Raw genomic sequence first — 15,462 nt, 5'->3', positions numbered from 1 at the left:
GCTTTCCAAGCTAAAGAAGATAAGGAGACGCAGGCAGTGACTACTACCGATTCTGCCTCGGCTGCACAGGACTTTGTGGCACCCGCCTCCATCGTCCCTGGCGTCACCATTGGTGATGTGCTTGACGGCCATGTGCCGGCAGGCCCCACCCCGGTGGCCTGGGATGAAGCGATGGCACACTTCAACCTCGTCAGCCCCCTCAACCGTCGCAAGTTCACCATCATCGTTGTGGGTACCGGTCTGGCCGGCTCCGGTGCTGCCGCCGCCCTCGGCGAACTCGGCTACGACGTACAAGCCTTCACCTACCACGACGCCCCCCGTCGTGCCCACTCCATCGCTGCCCAGGGCGGCGTCAATTCCCCCCGCGGCCGCAAGGTCGACAATGACTCCCTCTACCGCTTCGTCAAGGACACGGTGAAGGGCGGCGACTACCGCTGCCGCGAAGCCGACGCCTACCGCCTTGGCCAAGAAGGTGTCCGCGTCATTGACCATATGGATGCCATCGGCGCCCCCTTCGCCCGCGAATACGGCGGTACCCTCGCCACCCGATCCTTCGGCGGCGTGCAGGTATCCCGCACCTACTACACCCGTGGTCAAACAGGACAGCAGCTCCAGCTGGCCGGTGCCCAGGCACTGCAGCGTCAGATCAACCGTGGCACCGTTAAGCTGCACACCCGCTCCGAGGTCCTCGACTTCATCGTCAAGGATGACCGCTGTCAGGGTGTAGTCGTCCGCAACCTGGTGACCGGTGAGATCACCGCCCACACCGCCCACGCAGTCATCCTTGCCACCGGCGGCTACGGCAACGTCTACTTCGACTCCACGCTGGCCAAGAACTCCAACGCTTCTGCGTCCTGGCGTGCCCACCAGCGCGGCGCCTACTTCGCCTCCCCGTCCTTCGTACAGTTCCACCCAACAGGCCTGCCGAAGAACTCCTACTGGCAGTCCAAGACCATCCTCATGTCGGAGTCCCTCCGCAATGACGGCCGCATCTGGGTGCCCATGAAGGAAGGCGACGACCGCCCCGCCAACGAGATCCCCGAGAACGAGCGCGACTACTTCCTGGAGCGCAAGTACCCCGCCTTCGGCAACCTGGTACCCCGCGACGTGGCCTCCCGCGCCCTGTCCCGGGAAATCAACGCCGGCCGCGGTGTCGGTCCGCTTCACAACGCCGTGTATCTGGACTTCCGCGACGCCATCCAGCGCCTCGGCAAGGACACCATCGCCGAGCGTTACGGCAACCTCTTCCACATGTACACCGATGCGACCAACGAGGACCCCTACGAGGTTCCCATGCGTATCGCCCCCACCGTCCACTTCACCATGGGTGGCCTGTGGAGCGACTACAACATGATGACCTCCATTCCGGGTCTCTTCGTCGGTGGCGAATGTGGTTGGGGCTACCACGGCGCCAACCGCCTGGGTGCTAACTCCCTGCTGTCCGCCTGCGTGGACGGTTGGTTCACCCTCCCCTACACCGTGCCGAACTACCTGGCGAAGCTGCTCAACACTCCCACCCTGGAGCAAAGCGACCCGGCCGTGCAGGAGGCCCTCACCCGGACCCAGGCCCGTATCGACGCCCTCATGTCGATCAACGGCAACCACGGTCCCGAGTACTTCCACCGCAAGCTTGCCAAAATCATGTACAAGGGCGTCGGTGTGTTCCGCACCGTGCCCGACCTCATGCAGGCCATCGAGGAAATCCGTGCCCTCCGCGCGGAATTCTGGTCCGACCTCAACATCACCGGTCAGGAAGGCGACCTTAACCAGGTGCTGGAGCGTGCTGGGCGCGTTGCCGACTACCTGGAGCTCGCCGAGCTGATGGCTGTGGATGCCGCAGACCGTGACGAGTCCTGCGGTGCCCACGTCCGCGATGACCACCAGACCGAAGAAGGCGAAGCTGAGCGTGACGACTCTGCCTGGTGCTTCGTTTCCGCTTGGGAGTCCGCCGGTAGTGAGAAGGGCGGCGCACGCTCCTTCATCCGCCACGCCGAACCCCTGACCTTCGACAAGGTCCCGCTGATGACAAGGAACTACAAAGAATGAAGTTGCATCTGAAGGTATGGCGTCAGGCTGGCCCCGACGCCCCGGGCGCGTTCAGTGAATACGACGTTGACGACGCCTACGAGGCAATGACTCTCCTCGAGCTGCTCGACCGCCTCAACGATCGCCTTATCGAAGCCGGCGAAGAGCCCATCGCTTTCGAGTCCGACTGCCGTGAGGGCATCTGCGGTTGCTGTGGCATGAACGTCAACGGCCGTCCGCACGGCCCGAAGAAGAACACCCCGTCCTGCCACCAGCACCTGTCCTCCTTCAAGGACGGCGACACCATCACCCTGGAGCCCATGCGCTCCGCGGTGTACCCGGTGGTCAAGGACCTCATCATTGACCGTGGCAAGCTCGACCGTGTGCTCGAAGCGGGCGGCTGGGTCTCCATAGATGCCGGTACGGCTCCCGATGCTGACTCCGTCAACAGCACTCACGAGCAGGCCGAGCGTTCCCTCGACTACGCAGCCTGCATCGGCTGTGGTGCCTGCGTCGCGGCCTGCCCCAACGGTGCTGCCCACCTGTTCACCGGCGCCAAGCTCATGCACCTGGGACTCCAGCCCTTAGCTGCCATGGAGCGCGGCCGCCGCGCCAAGAACATGGTGGACGTCCTCGAACAGGACTTCGGTTCCTGTTCCTACTACGGCGAATGCGCTGAGGTGTGCCCGGCTAACATCCCGATCACCGCGGTAGCCGCCGTCAATAAGGAGCGTCTGCGTCGCATGTTCCGTGGCAAGGACGACTAAAGAATAAAACCACCTCCCTATAACTGTGGCGGCCGGCCCCGCGACAGTTCGGTGGCTGGGGCGTACCCTCCGGGGTGCGCCCCAGTTTTCTTTATCCTCAACCGCTATTTGTCGTAGGTTTCCCAGACAGCCGGCCACCGTCCTGCAAGATCGGTAGGCTGGAGAAGTACTACCGCCTCATTAAAGAAGGTTTTCATGACCAACCCCACCGATATCCCCACCAACTGGCAGGGCGGCGCCGAAGGCATGTCAGAAGCTCAGGAACAAGACGAGATCAAGAATGCACTGGCCGTCCTCGAACAAAACTACGCCGAGATCCAGGCTGCCTTCGAGAGTGGAGAAATCGACCAGGAAACCTACGACCAACTCTCCCAGGCCGTAACCACAATGCGGGAACAGATGGAGCGCGGCGAAATGCCGGAACTCCCCTTTGACCCCAATGAGCCCGTCCCCGCCATCCTCGGCATGGTAGCCGCCCACATGGTGAGCGTCTACACCCCCATGGGTGCTAGCTTGTGGACCGTCGACGAGCCGGAACGCCTCATCGATATCATGGGTCGCAACGCCATCCCCCGTACCATCACCCCCACCTCTGGCATGCGGGAAGTTGCCCTCCTCACCCTTGGTGACGGCACCCTCCTGGTGGCGGAGCGGGTCTCCCAGGAGATCGTTGACGATCCCAGCAAGGCCCCCTGGGCAGACAACCCCAACGTCACCGAACCCATGCAGGGCGACAAGGGCCCCGACGGCGAAGACATCTACGTCCGCACCCACACCTTCCACCTGTCTGAGCCGGCCGAAACGGACACCAACCCCTGGCTGGAGGTCGAAGCCTTCCTCCGCCGCATCGCCACCGACAACCCGGAGCGCGGCGAATACGCCATTGTGGAAAAGGCCAGCGACCTCGATCAGCTACCGGAAGGCCAGGAACACCCCAACCACTACGCACTGTTCGGTGTGTTCCCCGCTCCGGAAGGTGAGGACGACCAGGCCATTATCGAAACCTTCCCGCATCCGGAAGGAGCCCAGTTCTGGGATAAGGTCGACAAGCCCGCCGCCGGCCCCACTATTGTGGCCGCCGCCGCTAACACTGAACTGGCCGACCAAGGCTCTATCGCCACCGTGGCAGCCGCCTCCTGGGATATCAACCCCTGGGACCTGGTGGTGTCCTACGCTCCGGTACCGCCCCGCCCGGGTACTCCGGAAGCGGAACAGTGGGAGCAGGCGATGAAGGCTGCGGAAGCCGCCCGCCAGGCCGCCGAGCAGGGTGAGCAGCCGGAGCAGCAGGCTTAACAGCAGCAACTCCACTCCCATGCGGTCTTTGTACGCGCAACGCCCCGGTGGATGTCGCTGGACATCTGCCGGGGCACTGCTGCTCTCGCTCCTCCTTTCGGGTTCCCTCCTCACCGCCTGCGGCGGGGCGGAGTCGCGCTTTCAGTCTATTTCCGTCAAAGACTTTCTGGTGACGGAAAAGGAACTACCGCAAGGTTTCTCCGCCTCGCCCATAGTGGGAGAGGAACTCGCCCGGGCCACTGAAGGCACTCAGCAGCCATCACTCACCGAGTGTCTGGAACCCTCGAAAGCCTGGGTGGCTGACGTTCCCGCAGAAAGCCGCGCTGGCGAATACCTGGAGTATCCGGCCAGCAATGTCGTCATCGCCCTCATGGTGGTGCGCCCCGCTGGCTCCCTCCCACGCATTGACGGGTACCTAAAAGACTGTCAGCGTTTCACCCGCAAAGGCAGTGGCGTCACGCTGCGCGTCACCGTCACCCCCTATGAAGTATCAGACCGCGCTGTCACCGCTGTTGCAGGCACCGATGATGCCAACCATCACACGCCGGTGACAGGAAAGGCGCTGGGGGTGCGTGGCTACCAAGAACGCCTGGCGATGCAGCAGGGTGCTCCAGTGTCTTCCACCTACTTGTACGCGGATGTGCGAGGAGTAGGGGTGATTGCCATCCTGCGGTCCCGTAACGCCACCCCCACCCGCCAACAGACAGCCAGCCTGAACGCCATTTTTACGGGTCAAGTAGAGAAGATCGCCCGTTCCCACAGTTAACACTGGTTCCGCTGGAGCAACATATGAGGTGCGCTAGAGGTGCGTTACCTCTCAGCGAGCTGCCACAACCTGTTAGCAAGCTGCCAAAATACGGTTTTTGGGGCAGAATCGAAGAGTGACTGCTCCAGCGAATACCAGCCCCGTAAAGAAAGCGCCCCTCCCGCTCCCCGATATTGAGCCCGAACAGGCGCGCATTAAGCGTGCCGAACTGCGGAAGATGCGCATCATCGCCACCTCTATGCTGATCGTGGCGGCCATTATCTTCATCATCTGTCACATTCTGCAGCGCTATTACGACTGGGTGTGGTTGGGCTTCTTACGGGCAGCCGCCGAAGCCGGCATGGTCGGCGGCCTGGCCGACTGGTTCGCGGTGACCGCCCTCTTCCGTCACCCGCTGAAACTCCCCATCCCCCACACCGCCATCATCCGTGAGCAGAAGGACAAGCTGGGGACCAGCATGGCCACCTTCGTGGCGGACAACTTCCTCAACCCCGAGTTGGTGGGAGAGAAGATTGAATCCGCCCAGCTACCGAAACGCCTGGGACAGTGGCTGCAGGAGCCGGAGAATGCGGCCAAGGTCTCTGGTGAACTCGGCACCGCCGTCAAAGGCATTATGGATGTTGTTGACGACAAGGAAGTGCTGGAGCTCATTGACCGCACCATCGACCACCAGATTGGTGACCGGGTGCTGGCGCCAGAACTGGGCGAGTACTTGCAGAAGCTGCTGGATTCCGAGAAGGAAGAGCCAGCTATTCAGTTCCTCTCCGAGAAGGCTTTCCAGTGGGCGGTGAAGGCAGGGCCGACAGTGGACCGCATTGTCAACAGCGATAGCCCCGCCTGGGCGCCGCAGATCCTGCAGGATCTGGTGGGTGCTCGTATTCACCGCGAACTGGTGGATTGGACGTCCAAGGTCTCGCGGCAGCCGAACCATGAGGCGCGTCTCGCCGCGAAGCGGTGGCTGCACGAGATGGCGAACGATCTGCAGAATGATCCCAAGACCATTGAGAAGGTGGAGGAGATCAAGCAGAACATTCTGGCCAAGGAAGCTACCTCGTCGATGACGGAGAAGACGTGGGAGAACGCCAAGGAGTTTCTGCTCCACACTAGTGCTGACCCCAATAGTCTGTTGCGTCGCAAGGCCCACCAGGCGGTTATGGCGATGGGCCATTCCATGGCGACCAGTGAGAAGGTACAGGAGGTCATTTCTGAGCGTGTGGTGGCGGCCGCAAAGCATCTGGCGTCGAACTACGCTCCGGAGATCACCGGCATTATTTCTGACACGGTGGAGCGCTGGGATGCGGCCGAGGCCTCCGATAAAATCGAGGTGCTGGTTGGTAAAGACCTCCAGTTCATCCGTATGAACGGTACGGTTGTGGGTTCTTTGGCCGGCCTGCTCATTTACACCATCGCCTTCTTCGTTTTGGGAGTGTAAGCCATGCCGATGTTTGCCCACTACATCTTGTCTGTGCCCGTGGAGATGTTGGCGGTGGCGGTGTTTGCGCTCATTGGAGGCATTTACGCTATTCGCTCGGTGGTGCATGCGGCCCGCATGCGGTCAGATGCGTTCGAGTTGACGGGCCGGGTGTCCAAGACCGGGTGGGTGGCCATGCTGGTGGTGTCCGCGGTGGCGATGTTCTGGAACGTCTTTTCGTTGGGCTCCAGCATGGTGTCGCTGGTGATTATCGGCTGGGTGATCGTTGGCGTGTACTGGGGGTCGAAGCGTACCGAGATGGATGATTTGTTGGGCTTTTCCCAGGACGGCTACGGCGGGAACTGGGCCCGCTAGGACTCGAAGATAACGGTGCGGTGGTTGTGGACCTGTACCCGGTCTTCCAGGAACCAGCGCAGGCCACGGGCAAGCACGAGCTGCTCAATATCGCGGCCTTTCCGTACCATGTCCTTTTCTGTGTCGGCGTGGCTGACACGCTGCACATCCTGCTCGATGATGGGTCCATTGTCGAGGTCGCTCGTGACGAAGTGACAGGTGGCACCCACGAGTTTCACACCACGTTTGTAGGCCTGGGCGTATGGCCGGGCGCCCATGAAGGACGGCAGGAAGCTGTGGTGGATGTTGATGCAGCGGCCCTCCCATCGCTCGCACAGGTCGGGGGGAAGAATCTGCATGAAGCGGGCGAGCACAATAACGTCCGGTTCTTCTGCGTCGACGATCTCTGCGATCGTGTCGAAGGCTTCTCGCTTGCCTTGTTCACCGGGGCCGAAGGGAACGTAGTGGTAGGGGATGCCGTAGTAGTCGGCAACGGGCTGCATGTCGGGATGGTTGGAGACGATGCAGGCGACATCCATGGGGTAGTCGCCGTGGTGAATGCGGCCCATCAGGTCGTGCAGACAGTGGCCTTGCTTGGAGACGAGGATGACACCGCGCTTCAGGCGAGCGGTGTCGGTGACCTGTGCGTGGGCGTCGGGGCCCAGGTGGGTGGCCATGTTGTTCCAGCGTTCTTGGAGTTCCTCGAAGCTCATGTCGACGGAGCTGGCGAGGACGGCTTGGCGGGTGTGGAACCAGCTGGAGATGGGGTCGGCGTAGTAGGCGGCTTCCAGAATCCATCCACCCATATCTGCCAGGAATTGGGAGATTTCGGCGACAATGCCGACGCGGTCGGGGCAGTCCAGGGTGAGAACGTAGCGGTGTTCGTTGCCGGAGACGGCAGGCTTCTGGTCGTTCACAATCATGTGCCACATTTTAGCGGGTAGCCTGGGTCTATGACATTTGCCAATGCCAACGCGGACCTGCCTGCCAATCGCCACGAGCTGGCGGCGTTTATTGATCTGATGGTGACGGCTCCGGAGCTGACGTCCGCACAGGTGACGGAGCTGGTGGAGCAGGCGGGAGAGTGGGGATTCAATGCCTGCTATGTGCCGTCGGGGAGATTGCCGCAGCCGCAGGCGCAGCTGCCGGTGGGTACCCTGGTGAGCTACCCGCTGGGGGCGGACTACAGCCTATCGAAGGCTTTTTCGGCACGTTTGGCGGTAGACCAGGGGGCTACTGAAGTGTGCGTGATGGCAGATTTGGGGGCCATTGTGGCGGGGGAATGGAATGCGCTGATGGCGGACTTGGTGACGGTGCGGGAGGCGGCGCCGGCCCCCGTCATCCTGCAAATTGTGGTGGAGACTGCCTATCTGTTGACGTTGTCGGACGGGCTGGACAGGATTTCCCGCTGCTGCCAGATTGCGCTGGCAGTGGGTGCGGATATGGTGGTGACGGGTACTGGCCTGCACCCGGCGGGGGATGGTGCTTCCGTGGAGGCGGTGCGTGCGATGGCGGAGAGTGTGGGAGGCCAGTTGGGAATTAAGGCGATGGGCGGGGTGTCGACGGCGGCGCAGGCGTTGGAGCTGATGGCGGCGGGGGCGACCCAGTTGGGGTGTTCCCCGGAGGAGGCTGCGGCGCTGCTCGCTGGTATGCCCGACTAGCGGCTGCAAACTCCCTTGTTGCGTTAGCGACGGGAACGCTGGGTTTGGCCTGCCTGCGCTAGATCCTGGGACGTGAAGTTGGTGCCGTTCAGTTCCACGTCAATGGACTTCTCGTGCACCGTCACCGATTCTGCCGTGAATCCGGGAGGAAGCAGGTCAAGGTATTTGCCGGAGAGTTCCAGGATGATACTGCGCAGGCCTTGGACCAGTGCCTGGTGGCGGAAGCCGACCACGGAGGCGTCTGTCAGCTCGAACACGAATTGGCCGTCGCGTACCTTGGGGGCGATGGTGAGGTCCGCCAGGCCGTTGTTAAGTTGGAGACCGATGGTGCTGGAGTCGGGGTGGTAGGTGACGTTGGTGACTGTGAGTGCCCCGGCGAGTGCCCCTCCCTGACGTTTCATCTCGTCATTGATGATGTTGTGGAGTGCCTGTGGGGGGATGGCGAGGGTGGCATGGGCGCTGCCGAAATGCAGGTTGGTGGAGTCGGAGTAGTCAATATCCTTGGCGTCGAATTGTACTACGGTGCCTACGCGCAGGTCGGCGGGGGGCAGGGGTCCTATGCGCACGTTGATCTGTGGGAGGGTCTTGGAGGAGAGTCCGAAGAGGATGGGGGTGGAGCCGAAGGAGGTGCGGACGGGGACGCCTACGGTGGCGCAGCTTTGTTCGTCGCGGGGGTTGTCCGTGCAGTTTTTGTTGACTTCGGCGGAGATAGAGTCCGCAACCTGGTTGCCGATGCTGTGGCGTGTGTAGAGTTCGATGCCCAGGCAGATCAGCAGGATGGTGAAGAGGAAAATGATGATGAGGGGGATGGCGGCCCGTCGGCGGCTGGGTAGCTGTCCTTGGGGGGTTCCAGGTGCGGTCATGCGTTCATTGTTCCAGGTGCACAGGCATCTGCGCCACTACGCGGATGGGACAGCTTTGTGGGGTTGGCGGCTTGGTGCGGTCGGCAGCTAGGCGGGGGAAACTGCTTCCCAGGGGACGGTGAGGAGGCAATCTTGGAGTTTGCGGCGTTGGCGGTCGACGGGCCAGCCTTCTGTGCGGAGCATTTCCTTGGCGCGGCGCCAGCGGTCGAGGGGGCCGAAGGTAGCGTAGCCGGCGGTGGCTGCCCAGGCGTTGTCGGCAGCGTGGAGGAGGTCGTAGATTTTCTCGCCGGGTACGTTGCGGTGAATGAGGGCTTTGGGGAGCCGTTCGGCCACATCTGAGGGGGTGGTGACGGCGTGGGGGGACCAGGCGAGGGTGAGGCTGAGGGGGCGCGCCTGGTCGAGGAGTACCCAGGCGGCGCGTTGCCCCACTTCATTGCACGTGCCTTCGACAATGACGCCGCCGGGGGCGAGGCGGGATTGCATGATGCGCCAGGCGTTTCCTACTTCTTCTTCGGTGTATTGGCGGAGCACATTGAAGGCGCGGACGAGTTGTGGGCGGTAGTGGGAGAGTTCGAAGCCGCCTTCTTCGAAGCGGACTCCGTGTTGGGCAGGGAAGATGCGGGCGGGGTCTATTTCGAGGCCAACGACCTCTAACTGGGGGGCGACGTGGGCGCGAAGGCGGGTGGCCATTTCTACGGTAGTCCAGGGGGCGGCACCGTAGCCGAGGTCGATGGCGAGTGGTTGGGGGGCGCTGTGAAGAGCGGCGCGAATGGCGGGGTGGTGGCTCATCCAGCGGTCGCATTTGCGGAGCCGGTTGACGCCGGTAGTGCCTCGGGTGATGGTGCCCAAGGCGTGGCGGGGTGGGGTGCGGGGAATTGAGGTGGGAATTCCGGCAACCCGCGCGTCGGCTGCTCGCATACTAGAGAGCCTACCGGGATTCGCCTTGTGAGCGGGTATCCTGGGGGCATGAACAGCGATCACACCACGTTGTCGGGTCACGCCAGCGAGTTGGCGTCTTGTGGGGCTGCTGCCTCTGCTTCTGCTGGTTCTTCTGCTTCCTCTACGTCTACTGCTGTTTCTGCCGCCGCACTCGCTGGGCTGTGGGAGGCGGCACGGGTGGCGGGGGCGGAGGTGTCGCCGCAGGCCCGGTTTGCGGACTACACCACGTCTCAGTTGGGTGCGCCGGCGCGGGGGATGGTGACGTGCTCTAATGCCGCACAGGTGAGTGCGGTGGTGCGTGCTGCGCTGCGTTGGGATGTGCCATTATTTGTGGTGGGCGGGGGATCGAATCTTGTGGTGGGTGACGAGTCCACCGGGGTGCAGTGCCATGAGTTGGTGATGCTACGTCAAACAGCGGGGGAGGGGGACCATCTGCGGGTGGTGCGCGAGTCGGAGAGCTCGGTGACGGTGCAGGTGCCGGCGGGGCTCAACTGGGATGAGTGTGTGGCCGAGACGGTGGCCCGGGGGTGGGGTGGAGTGGAGTGCCTGTCGGGTATTCCGGGCCAGGTGGGGGCGACGCCGGTGCAGAATGTGGGGGCCTATGGGGTGGAGATGGAGTCGGTGCTGCAGCGAGTAGAGCTGGTGGATCGGGTGACGGGGGAGATTACCTGGGAGACGGCGGACCAGCTGGGGTTGGCGTACCGGTATTCGAATTTGAAGTTCACGCATCGTGCGGTGGTGACGGCGGTGGAGTTGCGGCTGCGGCGAGATGGACTGTCGGCGCCGATTCGCTACCGGGAGTTGGTGCGCCAGTTGGGCTGTCAGACGTTGGATCGTGTGCCGGTGGAACAGGCGCGAGAGACGGTGCTGGAGCTGCGGCGAGGGAAGGGCATGGTCGTGTGCGGCTCTGGGGTGCGGGCGACCGGTTTTGGGGAGCCGTCCGCATCTGGGGTGTGGGTGGAGTCGCCTGCTGGGCAGCTTGTGCCCGATCCGGACACGTTCTCCACAGGCTCGTTTTTCACCAACCCTGTCATTTGCGAGAGCATGTTTACCGATGTGCTGGAACAGATTTCGGCTGCTGGTATTGATACTGATGTGATGCCGAAGTTCCCCGGGCAGGGTGGCGTGAAGCTGTCCGCTGCCTGGCTCATCGACCAGGCAGGGTTCTCGAAGGGGTTCCCCGGTGGAGAGTATCCCGCGTCCTTGAGTACCCGTCACACCCTGGCTTTAACCAACCGTGGTTCGGCGACGACGGCGGAACTACTTGAGGTGGCGCGAAGGGTTCGCGATGGGGTGTGGGAGCGCTTTGGGGTGGAGTTGGTGCCGGAGCCTATTTTGGTGGGCTGCAGCATTCCACCCCTCGATTAGCGACGCAGCACGTGGTCGTTGTCGTATTGGTCTCGCGCGCGGATGAGGATGGTGTCTAGGTTAACGTGAGCGGGCTGCGCCGCCACGAAGGAAATGGTGCGGGCAATGTCGTCTGCTTGCAGCGGCGTCATCCCCTGGTAGACAGCATCAGCGGCCGCTTTATCGCCGCCGAAACGCACCAGCGAGAACTCGGTTTCCACCAGGCCAGGCTGAATTTCTGTGAGCCGCACCGGCTCACCTAGCAGTTCCTTGCGGAGCGTCATCGCCAGAGCGGACTCGGCATGTTTGGCGGAGGTGTAGCCGGAGCCACCTTCGTAGGTTTCAAAGGCGGCCACCGAGGTGATGGTGACGATGAGACCGTCACCGGAGGCGATGAGGGCCGGTACCAGTGCCCGGCATACTCGCATGGTGCCCAGCACGTTGGTTTCCCACATGGTGCGCCATTGGCCTTCATCGGACTCCATCACAGTGGTTTTGCCGTGGGCGCCACCCGCATTGTTCACCAGCATGTGGATGGTGGGGAATTGGGCAGCCAGGGCGTCGACGTCAGCCTGGTCGGTGATGTCGCACTGTACGGCCACTCCGTCAATCTCTGCGGCAAGGTCCTGGAGGCGGTCGAGGCGGCGGGCCGCTAGTACTACCTGGTAGCCATCAGCGGCGAGACGACGCGCAGTGGCGGCACCGATGCCGGAGGAAGCACCAGTGACCACCGCGATCTTGCGGGGAGCGTCAGACATTGTCCTACTGTGTCCTACTTTAGATTTTCCGTTTCGTGGAGTTCCTTAGTCGGAACGATGGGGATGGGGTGTTCATCAATGAAGGCCTGTACCAGCTTGGAAGCTTCCTTCCGGAGCACCTTGCCCATGACGTTCTTCGGGATTTCTTCTATCGCGACGATGCGTTTCGGCACTTTGTAGCGGGTGAGGGAGTCGCGGCAATGGTCGCGCAGTGCCTCTTCGTTGAGGCGGGCACCATGTTCCAGCACCACTGCGGCGGCCACCATCTCGCCACCGCGTCGATTGCGCACGCCCACTACGGCACACTCCGCTATGGAGGGGTGCTCTGCGAGGGTTTCTTCCACCTCGGTGGGGTAGACGTTGAAGCCGCCAGTGATGATCATTTCCTTGAGGCGATCGACGATGGTGATGTAGCCGTTCTCATTCATGACGGCAACGTCGCCAGTGTGGAACCAGCCTCCGCGCATTGCTTCGGCGGTGGCTTCGGGCATGTTGTAGTAGCCGGAGAACACCTGCGGTCCCCGCACCACCAGCTCGCCGGGTTTGTTGAAGCCAAGCTCGGTTACCCCGTCCTCGATGCTGACAATGCGGATCTCGGTTTCGGGGAAAGGAACGCCGACGGAGCCGGGTTGGCGGAGCGTGCGGCTCATCGGGTTACCGGCAATGACCGGGGAGGTCTCCGTGAGGCCATAGCCTTCGGAGATGACGCCTCCGGTGGCGGCTTCCCACTCTTCCACCAGTTCGGCGGGGAGTGTCATGGCGCCGGAGAAGGCTAAGCGGACACCGTGGATAGAGATGCCGCGCTTCTTTGACTCGTCCAGAATGCGTTGGTAAAGCGGTGGGACGGCGGGAATGAAGGTGGGGACCTCTTTCTTGAATTTCTTCATGATGAGGTTGATGTCTGGCTTAGGGAGAAGCACGAGCTTTGCGCCGATGCCCACCCCCAAGATGTTGCTGGCCAGCATGCCGTAGGCGTGGAAGAGTGGCAGCGAGACCAGCACGATTTCTTTGCCAGGGACGGCGTTTTTGATCCAGGCGTGAGCCATTTCGAATTCGGAGGAGAGGTTGAAATGGGTTAGTACGGCCCCCTTCGGGGCACCGGTGGTGCCGGAGGTGTAGAGCATGAGCGCCGGATCGTGCATGCTGGGGCGCGGGTGTTCGACGGCGATACGCGGATGGTCCAGCAGGCGCTCCCACGGGAAGGTGTGACGGGCGGGGGTGGACAGGGATTCCCGCAGTTCGCGAGTCTTCTTCAGAGGGAGACGGAGAGCAAACTGGAGTTTCTTGGGAAGGGATTTGGTGATGTCGACGGAGACGACATTTTCTAGATCACTGGTACGACGCAGTTTCACAATCTTCGGGGCGATCTTGTCCCAGCAGATGGCGACGCGCGCTCCGTGGTCGTAGAACGGCTGCGCTAGTTCGTGTTCGGTATACAGGGGGTTGTGCTCGACGACGACGGCGCCAAGACGCAGGATGCTATAGAAAGCAATGATGGCTTGCGGACAGTTCGGGAGCAAAACAGCGACGCGGTCACCTTTGCTGACACCCATACGGCGAAGGCCCTCGGCGCACCGTTCAACGTATTCTGCCAATTCTGCGTACGTGATCTTTTCGCCGAAGAATTCCAGAGCATCGTTTGCAGCCCAGTGCGACACGCTGGATTCGAACATGTCGACTATGGTGCGGGTGGCTACCTCTAGGCGTGCAGGAACGCCGTCTTCGTAGTTACCGCACCAGACCTTTTGACGATCGGTGGGTTCCCCGTTAGGCGGTAGTGGTGAACTCATGGTTAATAGGGTAATCCACCTCGATTCAAATAGCCCAAGTGTTATCACCTGCGAAAACGAGTTACTTCGTAGTAAACGCGCGTGGCCCCTGGTTACGGCATTTTTTCATTGTTGCCGTTATTTTTCGCTGGGAATCATCCCGGGAGCGTCACGAGAGCATGGACGGCTTCTCCCATCAGGTGTTGAATAAAAGTATGTCCCCTGCCCCCTCCAGCGTTCGCAGTCCCCTGCTACGCCGTGTGGCGCTTCTCTCCATGCACACCTCTCCCCTCGCGCAGCCGGGGACCGGTGACGCCGGAGGCATGAACGTTTTCGTCCTGCAGACAGCCCGTCAGCTCGCCCGCCGCGGTATTGAGGTGGAGATTTTCACCCGTGCCACCGAATCCTCCCGCGACCCTATGGAGGAGGAAGAGCCGGGCGTCCGTGTACGCCATGTCTTAGCCGGGCCGCTGGAAGGCCTTGACAAATACGATCTTCCCCGCGAGTTGTGTTCCTTCGCCCATGGGGTGATGCAGGTGGAAGCCCGCCACGAGCGCGGCTACTTTGACCTCATCCATTCGCACTACTGGCTGTCTGGCCAGGTCGGCATGATGGCCTCCCGTCGCTGGCAGGTACCACTAGTCCACACCTTCCACACGGTGGCGGCGGTCAAGAATGCCAGTTTGGCGGAGGGGGATACCCCGGAGCCACAGAACCGATTAGATGCCGAGCATGCTATCACCGCGAACGCCACCCGCCTTACCGCTAACACTCCGGCGGAAAAGGCGGAGCTGGTGCGGCTATTGGGGGCACGAGCCCAGCGTATTGACGTTATTCCGCCAGGGGCGGACCTCAGTTTGTTTTCGCCAGGCGGCCCAGGGGCGACGGAGGCGGCGCGTCGCCAGTTGGGGTTGCCGCAGGAGGACCAGATTATTGCCTTCGTGGGGCGTATTCAAAAGTTGAAAGCCCCCGATGTTCTCATTGATGCCGCAGCCGAGCTGTTGCGGCGCCGGCCTGACCGTCACCTCACCATTGTTATTGTTGGCGGCCCCTCTGGTTCTGGGCTGGATGCTCCTACGGTGCTGCAAGGCCAGGTGGCACGGTTGGGTATTGCCGCCCATGTGAAGTTCTTCCGACCGATGCCCCCAGAGAAGCTCGTGCAGGTGTTTCGGGCGGCAGATGTGGTGGCGGTCCCCAGCCATAACGAGTCCTTTGGGCTGGTGGCGTTGGAGGCGCAGGCCTGCGGTACGGCGGTGGTAGCCACCAATGTGGGCGGTTTGCCGCTGGCGGTTGATGACGGCGTGAGTGGCCTGCTGGTGGACGGGCATGATCCACTGCGGTGGGCTGATGTGTTGGGGAAGGTGTTGGATGACGATGCCCTACGCATTGGTTTGGCTATTTCTGCACCCCGTCATGCCGCCAACTTCTCCTGGTCGCGAACGGTCTCAAAGCTGGTCGACTGTTACCGACGGGCGCGCGACAACTACTACTCGCCCTCCTAGCGGGGAT

At 62.1% G+C, this 15,462-nt stretch carries 14 protein-coding genes; 9 read left to right on the top strand and 5 right to left on the bottom strand.

The annotated features are described in order from the left end of the window. Positions 1–36: 36 nt before the first annotated feature. The 6 genes from Q0X28_RS02915 to Q0X28_RS02890 all read left to right on the top strand — a co-directional run bounded on the left by Q0X28_RS02915 (position 37) and on the right by Q0X28_RS02890 (position 6,637). The gene (locus tag Q0X28_RS02915) at positions 37–2,046 is read left to right on the top strand and encodes a fumarate reductase/succinate dehydrogenase flavoprotein subunit (protein WP_298576420.1); all 2,010 of its coding nucleotides are present in this window, start codon (positions 37–39) and stop codon (positions 2,044–2,046) included. Continuing rightward, positions 2,043–2,792: a succinate dehydrogenase/fumarate reductase iron-sulfur subunit gene (locus tag Q0X28_RS02910; RefSeq protein WP_298576418.1), complete on the top strand. Its 750-nt coding sequence runs from the start codon at positions 2,043–2,045 to the stop codon at positions 2,790–2,792. Before Q0X28_RS02915 ends, Q0X28_RS02910 begins: the two co-directional genes overlap by 4 nt. A 195-nt stretch (positions 2,793–2,987) precedes the next feature. Beyond that, positions 2,988–4,085 (top strand): hypothetical protein, encoded by a 1,098-nt coding sequence (locus tag Q0X28_RS02905; RefSeq protein WP_298576416.1) that lies wholly within the window; start codon positions 2,988–2,990, stop codon positions 4,083–4,085. A 19-nt stretch (positions 4,086–4,104) separates the two neighbouring features. After that, positions 4,105–4,851, top strand: coding sequence for a hypothetical protein (locus Q0X28_RS02900; protein ID WP_296239158.1), 747 nt, complete (start codon positions 4,105–4,107; stop codon positions 4,849–4,851). A gap of 115 nt (positions 4,852–4,966) precedes the next feature. Next, complete coding sequence (locus tag Q0X28_RS02895; RefSeq protein WP_296239160.1) at positions 4,967–6,283, top strand: DUF445 domain-containing protein; 1,317 nt, start codon at positions 4,967–4,969, stop codon at positions 6,281–6,283. A 3-nt stretch (positions 6,284–6,286) separates the two neighbouring features. Next, positions 6,287–6,637: a DUF2516 family protein gene (locus Q0X28_RS02890; protein WP_296239162.1), complete on the top strand. Its 351-nt coding sequence runs from the start codon at positions 6,287–6,289 to the stop codon at positions 6,635–6,637. On the opposite strand, the gene purU is transcribed toward Q0X28_RS02890, so the two are convergent. Next, a complete protein-coding gene (gene purU / locus Q0X28_RS02885) occupies positions 6,634–7,539 on the bottom strand; it encodes a formyltetrahydrofolate deformylase (protein ID WP_296239164.1) in 906 nt (301 codons plus the stop codon). The two genes, Q0X28_RS02890 and purU, sit on opposite strands and share 4 nt — an antisense overlap. Positions 7,540–7,569: 30 nt before the next feature. On the opposite strand from purU, the gene deoC reads away from it, so the two are divergent. Beyond that, the gene (gene deoC, locus Q0X28_RS02880; protein WP_298576413.1) at positions 7,570–8,277 is read left to right on the top strand and encodes a deoxyribose-phosphate aldolase; all 708 of its coding nucleotides are present in this window, start codon (positions 7,570–7,572) and stop codon (positions 8,275–8,277) included. Positions 8,278–8,300: 23 nt separating this feature from the next. Here the strand turns inward: deoC and Q0X28_RS02875 are convergent, their stop codons facing one another. Both Q0X28_RS02875 and Q0X28_RS02870 read right to left on the bottom strand, forming a co-directional pair. After that, on the bottom strand, positions 8,301–9,140 hold the full coding sequence (locus Q0X28_RS02875; protein WP_296239169.1) for an LmeA family phospholipid-binding protein: 840 nt from the start codon (positions 9,138–9,140) through the stop codon (positions 8,301–8,303). An 87-nt stretch (positions 9,141–9,227) separates the two neighbouring features. Then, positions 9,228–10,058, bottom strand: a complete 831-nt coding sequence (locus Q0X28_RS02870) for a class I SAM-dependent methyltransferase (RefSeq protein WP_296239171.1) — start codon at positions 10,056–10,058, stop codon at positions 9,228–9,230. A 48-nt stretch (positions 10,059–10,106) separates the two neighbouring features. Here Q0X28_RS02870 and Q0X28_RS02865 point away from each other — a divergent pair, with 48 nt between their 5' ends. After that, positions 10,107–11,447, top strand: coding sequence for a UDP-N-acetylmuramate dehydrogenase (locus Q0X28_RS02865; protein WP_298576410.1), 1,341 nt, complete (start codon positions 10,107–10,109; stop codon positions 11,445–11,447). Here Q0X28_RS02865 and Q0X28_RS02860 read toward each other — a convergent pair. Next, positions 11,444–12,184, bottom strand: coding sequence for an SDR family oxidoreductase (locus Q0X28_RS02860; RefSeq protein WP_296239175.1), 741 nt, complete (start codon positions 12,182–12,184; stop codon positions 11,444–11,446). The genes Q0X28_RS02865 and Q0X28_RS02860 overlap by 4 nt on opposite strands. Before the next feature lie 14 nt (positions 12,185–12,198). Then, positions 12,199–13,974, bottom strand: a complete 1,776-nt coding sequence (locus Q0X28_RS02855; RefSeq protein WP_296239177.1) for a long-chain-fatty-acid--CoA ligase — start codon at positions 13,972–13,974, stop codon at positions 12,199–12,201. 194 nt (positions 13,975–14,168) lie between these two features. On the opposite strand from Q0X28_RS02855, the gene mshA reads away from it, so the two are divergent. Further along, positions 14,169–15,455 carry a D-inositol-3-phosphate glycosyltransferase gene (gene mshA / locus Q0X28_RS02850; protein ID WP_296239180.1) on the top strand — a complete coding sequence of 429 codons (1,287 nt, stop codon included), beginning with the start codon at positions 14,169–14,171 and terminating at the stop codon, positions 15,453–15,455. Positions 15,456–15,462: the final 7 nt, after the last annotated feature.

Source organism: uncultured Lawsonella sp. (genome assembly GCF_947252745.1).
Taxonomy (GTDB): Bacteria; Actinomycetota; Actinomycetes; order Mycobacteriales; family Mycobacteriaceae; genus Lawsonella.
This window is presented reverse-complemented; position numbering and strand designations above follow the sequence as displayed.

What these genes read in the sequence shown, in the direction of transcription:
- Q0X28_RS02910 (WP_298576418.1), top strand. Translation starts at nt 2,043, where the DNA reads ATGAAGTTGCATCTGAAGGTATGGCGTCAGGCTGGCCCCGACGCCCCG.
- Q0X28_RS02905 (WP_298576416.1), top strand. Translation starts at nt 2,988, where the DNA reads ATGACCAACCCCACCGATATCCCCACCAACTGGCAGGGCGGCGCCGAA.
- Q0X28_RS02900 (WP_296239158.1), top strand. Translation starts at nt 4,105, where the DNA reads ATGCGGTCTTTGTACGCGCAACGCCCCGGTGGATGTCGCTGGACATCT.
- Q0X28_RS02890 (WP_296239162.1), top strand. Translation starts at nt 6,287, where the DNA reads ATGCCGATGTTTGCCCACTACATCTTGTCTGTGCCCGTGGAGATGTTG.
- purU (WP_296239164.1), bottom strand. Translation starts at nt 7,539, where the DNA reads ATGATTGTGAACGACCAGAAGCCTGCCGTCTCCGGCAACGAACACCGC.
- deoC (WP_298576413.1), top strand. Translation starts at nt 7,570, where the DNA reads ATGACATTTGCCAATGCCAACGCGGACCTGCCTGCCAATCGCCACGAG.
- Q0X28_RS02875 (WP_296239169.1), bottom strand. Translation starts at nt 9,140, where the DNA reads ATGACCGCACCTGGAACCCCCCAAGGACAGCTACCCAGCCGCCGACGG.
- Q0X28_RS02870 (WP_296239171.1), bottom strand. Translation starts at nt 10,058, where the DNA reads ATGCGAGCAGCCGACGCGCGGGTTGCCGGAATTCCCACCTCAATTCCC.
- Q0X28_RS02865 (WP_298576410.1), top strand. Translation starts at nt 10,107, where the DNA reads ATGAACAGCGATCACACCACGTTGTCGGGTCACGCCAGCGAGTTGGCG.
- Q0X28_RS02860 (WP_296239175.1), bottom strand. Translation starts at nt 12,184, where the DNA reads ATGTCTGACGCTCCCCGCAAGATCGCGGTGGTCACTGGTGCTTCCTCC.
- Q0X28_RS02855 (WP_296239177.1), bottom strand. Translation starts at nt 13,974, where the DNA reads ATGAGTTCACCACTACCGCCTAACGGGGAACCCACCGATCGTCAAAAG.
- mshA (WP_296239180.1), top strand. Translation starts at nt 14,169, where the DNA reads ATGTCCCCTGCCCCCTCCAGCGTTCGCAGTCCCCTGCTACGCCGTGTG.